The organism is Hyphomicrobium methylovorum, from assembly GCF_013626205.1.
Lineage (GTDB): Bacteria > Pseudomonadota > Alphaproteobacteria > Rhizobiales > Hyphomicrobiaceae > Hyphomicrobium_B > Hyphomicrobium_B methylovorum.
This window is the reverse complement of record NZ_QHJE01000001.1, coordinates 1,891,216-1,897,500: the sequence shown is the minus strand read 5'-3', so window position 1 is coordinate 1,897,500 and position 6,285 is coordinate 1,891,216. Positions and strand designations below refer to the sequence as shown.

Annotated in this window: 7 protein-coding genes (1 of these 7 only partly in view); 4 read left to right on the top strand and 3 right to left on the bottom strand. The window is 58.5% G+C overall.

All coding sequences use genetic code 11. The annotated features are described in order from the left end of the window. On the top strand, positions 1–1,340 hold the 3' portion of the coding sequence (locus DLM45_RS09255; RefSeq protein ID WP_343062277.1) for a peptidoglycan DD-metalloendopeptidase family protein. Its footprint begins 700 nt before the window's first position; 1,340 of the gene's 2,040 nt are visible here — the last part of the coding sequence; its start codon lies off the left edge, out of view; its stop codon occupies positions 1,338–1,340. Between the two features lie 42 nt (positions 1,341–1,382). Here the strand turns inward: DLM45_RS09255 and DLM45_RS09250 are convergent, their stop codons facing one another. Next, complete coding sequence (locus tag DLM45_RS09250; RefSeq protein ID WP_181336846.1) at positions 1,383–2,774, bottom strand: GntP family permease; 1,392 nt, start codon at positions 2,772–2,774, stop codon at positions 1,383–1,385. Positions 2,775–3,021: 247 nt separating this feature from the next. On the opposite strand from DLM45_RS09250, the gene DLM45_RS09245 reads away from it, so the two are divergent. Both DLM45_RS09245 and DLM45_RS09240 read left to right on the top strand, forming a co-directional pair. Further along, the gene (locus DLM45_RS09245) at positions 3,022–3,399 is read left to right on the top strand and encodes a glyoxalase superfamily protein (RefSeq protein ID WP_181336845.1); all 378 of its coding nucleotides are present in this window, start codon (positions 3,022–3,024) and stop codon (positions 3,397–3,399) included. 193 nt (positions 3,400–3,592) lie between these two features. Further along, complete coding sequence (locus DLM45_RS09240; protein WP_181336844.1) at positions 3,593–3,844, top strand: hypothetical protein; 252 nt, start codon at positions 3,593–3,595, stop codon at positions 3,842–3,844. A gap of 7 nt (positions 3,845–3,851) precedes the next feature. On the opposite strand, the gene DLM45_RS09235 is transcribed toward DLM45_RS09240, so the two are convergent. Beyond that, positions 3,852–4,292 (bottom strand): c-type cytochrome, encoded by a 441-nt coding sequence (locus tag DLM45_RS09235; RefSeq protein ID WP_181336843.1) that lies wholly within the window; start codon positions 4,290–4,292, stop codon positions 3,852–3,854. Between the two features lie 160 nt (positions 4,293–4,452). Here DLM45_RS09235 and DLM45_RS09230 point away from each other — a divergent pair, with 160 nt between their 5' ends. Next, a complete protein-coding gene (locus DLM45_RS09230) occupies positions 4,453–5,103 on the top strand; it encodes a dihydrofolate reductase family protein (RefSeq protein ID WP_181336842.1) in 651 nt (216 codons plus the stop codon). Here the strand turns inward: DLM45_RS09230 and DLM45_RS09225 are convergent. Beyond that, entirely contained in the window at positions 5,096–6,259 is a 1,164-nt protein-coding gene (locus DLM45_RS09225) for a DUF2778 domain-containing protein (RefSeq protein ID WP_343062276.1), read from the bottom strand. The two genes, DLM45_RS09230 and DLM45_RS09225, sit on opposite strands and share 8 nt — an antisense overlap. Between the last annotated feature and the right edge of the window lie 26 nt (positions 6,260–6,285).

The following is a 6,285-nucleotide window of genomic DNA, read 5'->3' as shown; positions in this document are numbered from 1 at the left end:
TTCAAGACATCGTCGAAAAGAGCGCCGAGCCTCCGCGTCCGCAGGAAACGGCTGAAGCCACTGATGGCAACACGCCCGCTTCGCCGGTTGAAGGAACGGCCGCCTGGCATCCAACGTCCGCAACGGCCGACAGCATCAACACGACCGACATTTTCAAGTCGGCGGACGCACCCGACGAACCCGATGATCTCGAAGATGGCGAAGTCATCGTCGTCAAAGTCGGCGCGCAAGATACGCTCGCAAAAATTCTCGCGAAGGCCGGCGCACCCGATTGGGATGTGCGCAACATGATCGACTCGGGCCGCAACATCTTCCCCGAAAGCGCGCTCGTGCCGGGCCAGGAAGTGCGCATCACGCTGGTGCCGTCGCTCGCAGATCCGAACAAGAAAGAGCCCGCGCGCTACTCGATCTTCTCTGACGGTCATGACCATCTCGTCACCGTCAGCCGCAGCGCTGCAGGCGAATTCGTTGCATCATCGCAGCCGCCGTTCGAACACCAGCTTCAGCTCGTGGCCGACAACGATGGAGACGATCCGCAGAACGCCAGCCTTTATGCCAGCGTGTATCTTGCGGGTTTAACGCAAAGCCTGTCACCGGAAACGATCACGCAGGTTCTTCGCATCAACGCCTTCGATAGCGACTTCCGCCGCCGCGTGCGCCCGGGCGATACGCTTGAAATGTTCTTCGACATGAAGAACGAACAATCGACCGACGGTCCACCGGGCGAACTGCTCTTCACGGCCATGAATACCGGCGGCACGACATATCGCTTCTATCGCTTCCGCTCCGCTGACGGCGTCGTCGACTACTATGACGACGAAGGAAACAACTCGAAAAAATTCCTTGTCCGCAAACCGGTGCGCGGCAACGACGTGCGCCTCACGTCAGGCTTCGGCGTGCGCTATCACCCGCTGTTGAACTCGCGCAAAATGCACACGGGCGTTGACTGGGCCTGCCCAACAGGCACACCGATTTTCGCCGCCGGTAACGGCACGATCGAAGAAGTTGGCCACAAGGGCTATTACGGAAATTACATTCGCGTCCGCCATGCGAACGGCTATCAGACCGCGTACGGCCATATGAGCCGCTTCGCCAAAGTTTCACCCGGCATGAAGGTCCGCCAAGGCGACATCATCGGATACGTCGGCTCGACCGGCCTGTCGTCAGGCCCGCACGTGCACTTCGAAGTGCTCGTCAACAGCCGCTTCGTGGACCCGATGTCGATTCAAGTGCCTCGCGAACGCAAGCTCGAAGGCAAAGACCTCGCAAACTTCCAGAAAGAACGCAGCCACATTGACGAGTTGATGCGTCGCGCGCCGGTGATGACGGCAAACAAGTAAGCGCTCAAGCTGGCGCACAGCACACGTCGCAGCTCGCAATGCTCAGATCCAACCCGTCGCATAATAGACGCCTATGACGACAAACACCGCGAGCGTCTTTATGCAGGTGATCGCGAAAATATCCTTGTAAGACTGGCGATGCGTTAGTCCCGTCACCGCAAGCAGCGTGATGACCGCGCCGTTGTGCGGCAGCGTATCCATCCCGCCCGATGCCATCGCGGCAACCCGATGCAGCACCTCCATGGGAATTCCGGCAGCGTCAGCCGACGCCACGAATTGTTCGGACATCGCCCCGAGCGCAATGCTCAGCCCGCCTGATGCCGAACCGGTGATGCCAGCGAGAGTCGTCACCGTAATCGCTTCGTTGACGAGCGGATTTGGGATCGCCCTTAGCGCGTGAGCGATCGTCGCAAATCCCGGCAAAGCCGCGATCACCGCGCCAAATCCATACTCCGACGCCGTGTTCATCGCCGCCAGCAACGCTCCACCGACAGCGGTCTTCGAACCCTCAGCGAAGTTCGCCGAAACGGCTCGCCACGCGAAAAGAAGAACCGTCAGGATGCCAAGAACAAGCGCGCCTTCGACGGCCCAGAGTGCTGTCAATGCTTCGACGTCCGCCGTCACCGGCTTCCCGCCAGGCGTCAGAACAGTCTCGAATTTTGCGCCATAAAACGCCGGTATCGCGAGGGTCAGGACCTTGCTTGCCACGCCGACAATGATCAGCGAAAGGATCGCAATGCCCGGATGGACACCACCAGCAACCGCAGCAGTTTCCGGTTCATTCAGATGATTTTCGCCATACCCTTCGCCGGCGGCAAAAGCGGATCGACGCCGCCACTCGAGAAAGGCAAGACCCGAAACAAGAATGAAAAGCGACCCGATCACGCCAAGCACGGGCGCCGCCCACGCCGTTGTTTTGAAGAACGTCGTCGGGATGATGTTTTGGATCTGCGGTGTTCCCGGCAGGGAATCCATCGTGAATGTGAAAGCGCCGAGCGCGATGGTCGCCGGGATCAATCGCTTCGGAATATTGCTCTGCCGGAACAACTCCGCCGCGAACGGATAGACCGCGAACACCACGACAAACAGTGACACGCCGCCATACGTCAGCAGCGCCGCGACGAGCACGATGGCCAGTATCGCCCGTTCGCGTCCAAGAAGCGTCACCGTACTCGCGACGATCGCGCGCGCGAATCCTGCAAGCTCGATGACCTTGCCGAAAATCGCACCAAGCAGAAACACGGGAAAATACAGCTTCACGAAGCCAGCCATCTTCTCCATGAAGAGGCCGCTGAATGCAGGCGCTACCGCTGCGGGCTCAGTAAGCAGAACCGCCCCAAGCGCTGCAATCGGTGCGAATAGGATGACGCTGTAACCGCGATAGGCCGCGGTCATCAGAAATACCAGCGCCGCGATAACGACGAGAAAATCCATTCGCGTCTATCCCACTGTCCCGTTGCTTACTTAAACCGAACAACACGCATCGAATAGGCCGTTCCGCAACCGCTTCTGAACACGACGGAAGCATAAGATCGCCTACGAAAGCCTATTTCCCAGATCGCGACGTCCCGCTAAATTAGACGCTCCCGTGGGCACCGTCTCATCGAACTCAACAAGACAAGCAAAGAGCCGGCCGGCACCGCCCGTTACGTCTCGGCGCTTTTCCACCCAAGGTCTTACGATGCAAGACACCGCCGATCATGGCATTCGGTTCGGCCGAATTGCCGCCATGCTGCCCGTTACGGACATTCAACGCGCACGCGATTTCTACATAGGCGTTCTCGGATTCAAATCGACATTTGAAAACGGCAATCCAGTTGGCTTCGTGATTTTGAAACGCGATCAGGCCGAAGTGCATCTCACGCTTCAGCCCAATCACAAGCCTGCCGCGTTCAATGTCGCGCATCTGATGGTGCACGATGTCGACGCCCTGCACGCGCTTTGTCAAAAACACGGAATGCGCGTCATCAAAAAGTTGCAGAACAAAGATTACGGTCTGCGCGCTTTTGTTTTCGCGGACCCGGACGGCAATCGCATCGACGTTGGTCAGCCCATTTAGCCAGCGCACGTCCTACCGATGCGTGCCGCGAATGAACTGACATCGTTCGCGGCACGCATTTTCCGATAAATGAGTACAACACAAATTCGTCACGCCCACTCTGGACGCTCACCCGAACTGTGCGAATCAGCCCGATTTCCTTTACGTTTTTGCTGAGCGACGCAGTGTGCGAAACAACGAGGGGAGACCGCCGATGAAAGCTTTTGCAGGATTGATCGCCGTAACAGCAGGCCTCATGCTTGCAACCGCTCCGGTCAGCGCGCACGAACGCACGACAGACGCAATTCTCGGCGGAGCCGCAGGAGGACTGATTTTCGGTCCGGTGGGCCTCGTCGCGGGCGGCGTCATCGGCTACACGCAAGGACCTAGGATCGCGTGCAAGATCGGTGCGAAACGCTGCTACCGGCACCGCAATCACTATCGTCGCGGCCACTCACGCCGCTAGCGCAAGCTCATTTCTTGCCGGGTTGTTTCATCGTCGTATCTTGCTTCAGGAAGGCGATGATTTTCGCTCGCTCCTTTGCATCCGGAAGTCCGCTGAACAGCGAACCCATATTGTTGCCGGGAATAACCGCGTTGGGATCGGCGATCCACTGATCGAGAGTCTTCTCGTCCCAGACGATATTCGAACCCTTCAGTGAATCCGAATACGCGAACCCCGGAACGATTCCGGCCTTACGCCCGACCACGCCATAGAGCGTCGGCCCCAAGCGATTGTCGCCCTTATCGAACGCATGGCACTCGCGACAATGACCATTGAAAGCCAGTTCGAGATCGTCGGAATTACCTTGCGCCACGCTCGCCGCTGTCAGGCCGAGCATCCCAACACTGGCAGCCAATGCGCCGATGACGATCGCTGATCGAAGGGAAGGAACTTTGATGCGCTGTTTCATGACGACGAAACCGATCTTTGCCGAACGGAGTTCCGGTCTCCGACCTTACAAATAAGACAACTGCCAACAATCCCAATTGCCATTCCCAGGCAAAAAAACATCGCGCCAAGGCTAGCCGTTCGATAATAAAATCGCGCAAAACCGTAGGGAAATCCAAACGATGTCCAAAGTCTGCGTGAGAGGGTTTTCGATATCCATCGATGGTTTCGGAGCCGGACCTGACCAGAGCCTCGACCATCCGTTGGGCCTACGCGGCATGGAACTTCACAAATGGATGTTCGGAACGAAGGCCTTCCGCGTAATGATCGGCGAAGACGGCGGCCTTGACGGAGTCGACGAAGACTACGCGCGCCGCTCAATGGAAAATTTCGGCGCGTTCATCCTTGGCCGCAACATGTTCGGTCCAATCCGCGGACCTTGGCCCGACGAAACTTGGAACGGCTGGTGGGGAACGAACCCGCCCTATCATGCGCCGGTCTTCGTCCTGACGCACTTTCCCCGCCCGCCAGTGGAGATGGACGGCGGGACCACATTCCATTTCGTCACCGATGGCATCGAAGCAGCTCTTGCCCTCGCAAAATCCGCAGCAGGAGAACGGGACATAAAAATCGGCGGAGGCGTCTCGACGGTTCGTCAATACCTCGAACTCGGCGCGATCGATGAAATGCACCTCGCGATGTCACCCGTCGTTCTGGGAAGAGGCGAAGCTCTGTTTTCCGACGTAGACCTGCCGTCGCTCGGCTTCGCCGTCACCGAACACGTCGCGAGTGAAAACGCGACGCACGTGGTTCTCGATCGCCGCGCTACTTGAAGAGCGACGTAAGCGAAAACGATGATGCGACGACCACTGGCGGATTCTCCGCAACTTGCGGATACGGCTCATCGATATAAACGTTGAGGCTCGTCGCGCGATTGCTCTTGATGAGCGAGGCGACGTACGCCCACCCCGATGGCTCCAGCCCGATGCAGGCTTCAGACATCTCGCCCTTCAAACGAACATGGATGGCGATATTCCCGCGCGCGAGTATGGCCGCCGTATGCGCCGGGCTGAACCGCTCTCTGTTCCAAAGCTTGCGCAAGTAGATCCCGGCGACATTCCGCTTCGTTTTCGGACCCCAGGTCACCCGCGATCCGGAATCGCCTGCGAACGAATATTCGCCCGGCGGCAGCGGCCCGATAGCCCGCGCGGCAAAACAATCCGGATCGGGATTGTTGCGGCAAACGTCCCGGCCCGACAATCCCCAAGCGATCGTCATGCCGTTTGCGTCGCTGTCGTTGCTGATGACGAAAAGTCGGCCTGTCTTGATCGTGTATCCCAAACGAAAACTGCGCAGCGATGCAGGCACCTGTCGCACGACATCTTCATATGGGTTGCAGATTTCGCCGCCCGTCAGCTTGCGATCATATCCATTGAGCTTGATCGTCACGTAATCGACGCCCGGCGCGCAATCCCATTGCGGCAGCCCTTTCCTGCCAGCCAAGACCACCGACGACGGCAGCGCCTTCGGTGCAGGTAACGGCTTCACCGCAGGCAGCTTTGCGTCTTTCGGTTCTTTCGGAACGGAGAGCTTCGTATCCCATTTGGCAGCCGGAGCCGGTTCTGGTTGCACTTGCGGCTGCGGCGTGCGGCGAACCTGCTCGCATCTATCGGATAGCTTCGGAGGCTGAATTTGTTTGACGGCCAGACGCCGCGCAATGACGCCGCTGGCGCCCTGATCGATGTAGGCCTGCACCAGCGCCGTCTGAACTTCGATCTGCTCCTGAGAAAGTTCGAAGATGCAGTCCTGATAGATCTGGTCGCCGACCTTGCTGAAGATATCGGCGATCTGATCCGCGCTCACGCCCGGCCCTTCGCTCAAATCTGGAACCGGTTGTGCGCGGCTGTAGTCGGCAGGCATGGCAAGGAGGCCCGCGATTGCGAGCAATACTATCCGTCCGAGGCTGGTTTTAGGCGAATTGAGAAACACGCGCTTGTCCTGGCCAAGTCGATGGG

Excerpts from the sequence above, each read along its gene's own strand:
- DLM45_RS09235 (WP_181336843.1), bottom strand. The coding sequence starts at position 4,292 with ATGAAACAGCGCATCAAAGTTCCTTCCCTTCGATCAGCGATCGTCATC.
- DLM45_RS09230 (WP_181336842.1), top strand. The coding sequence starts at position 4,453 with ATGTCCAAAGTCTGCGTGAGAGGGTTTTCGATATCCATCGATGGTTTC.
- DLM45_RS09250 (WP_181336846.1), bottom strand. The coding sequence starts at position 2,774 with ATGGATTTTCTCGTCGTTATCGCGGCGCTGGTATTTCTGATGACCGCG.
- DLM45_RS09245 (WP_181336845.1), top strand. The coding sequence starts at position 3,022 with ATGCAAGACACCGCCGATCATGGCATTCGGTTCGGCCGAATTGCCGCC.
- DLM45_RS09240 (WP_181336844.1), top strand. The coding sequence starts at position 3,593 with ATGAAAGCTTTTGCAGGATTGATCGCCGTAACAGCAGGCCTCATGCTT.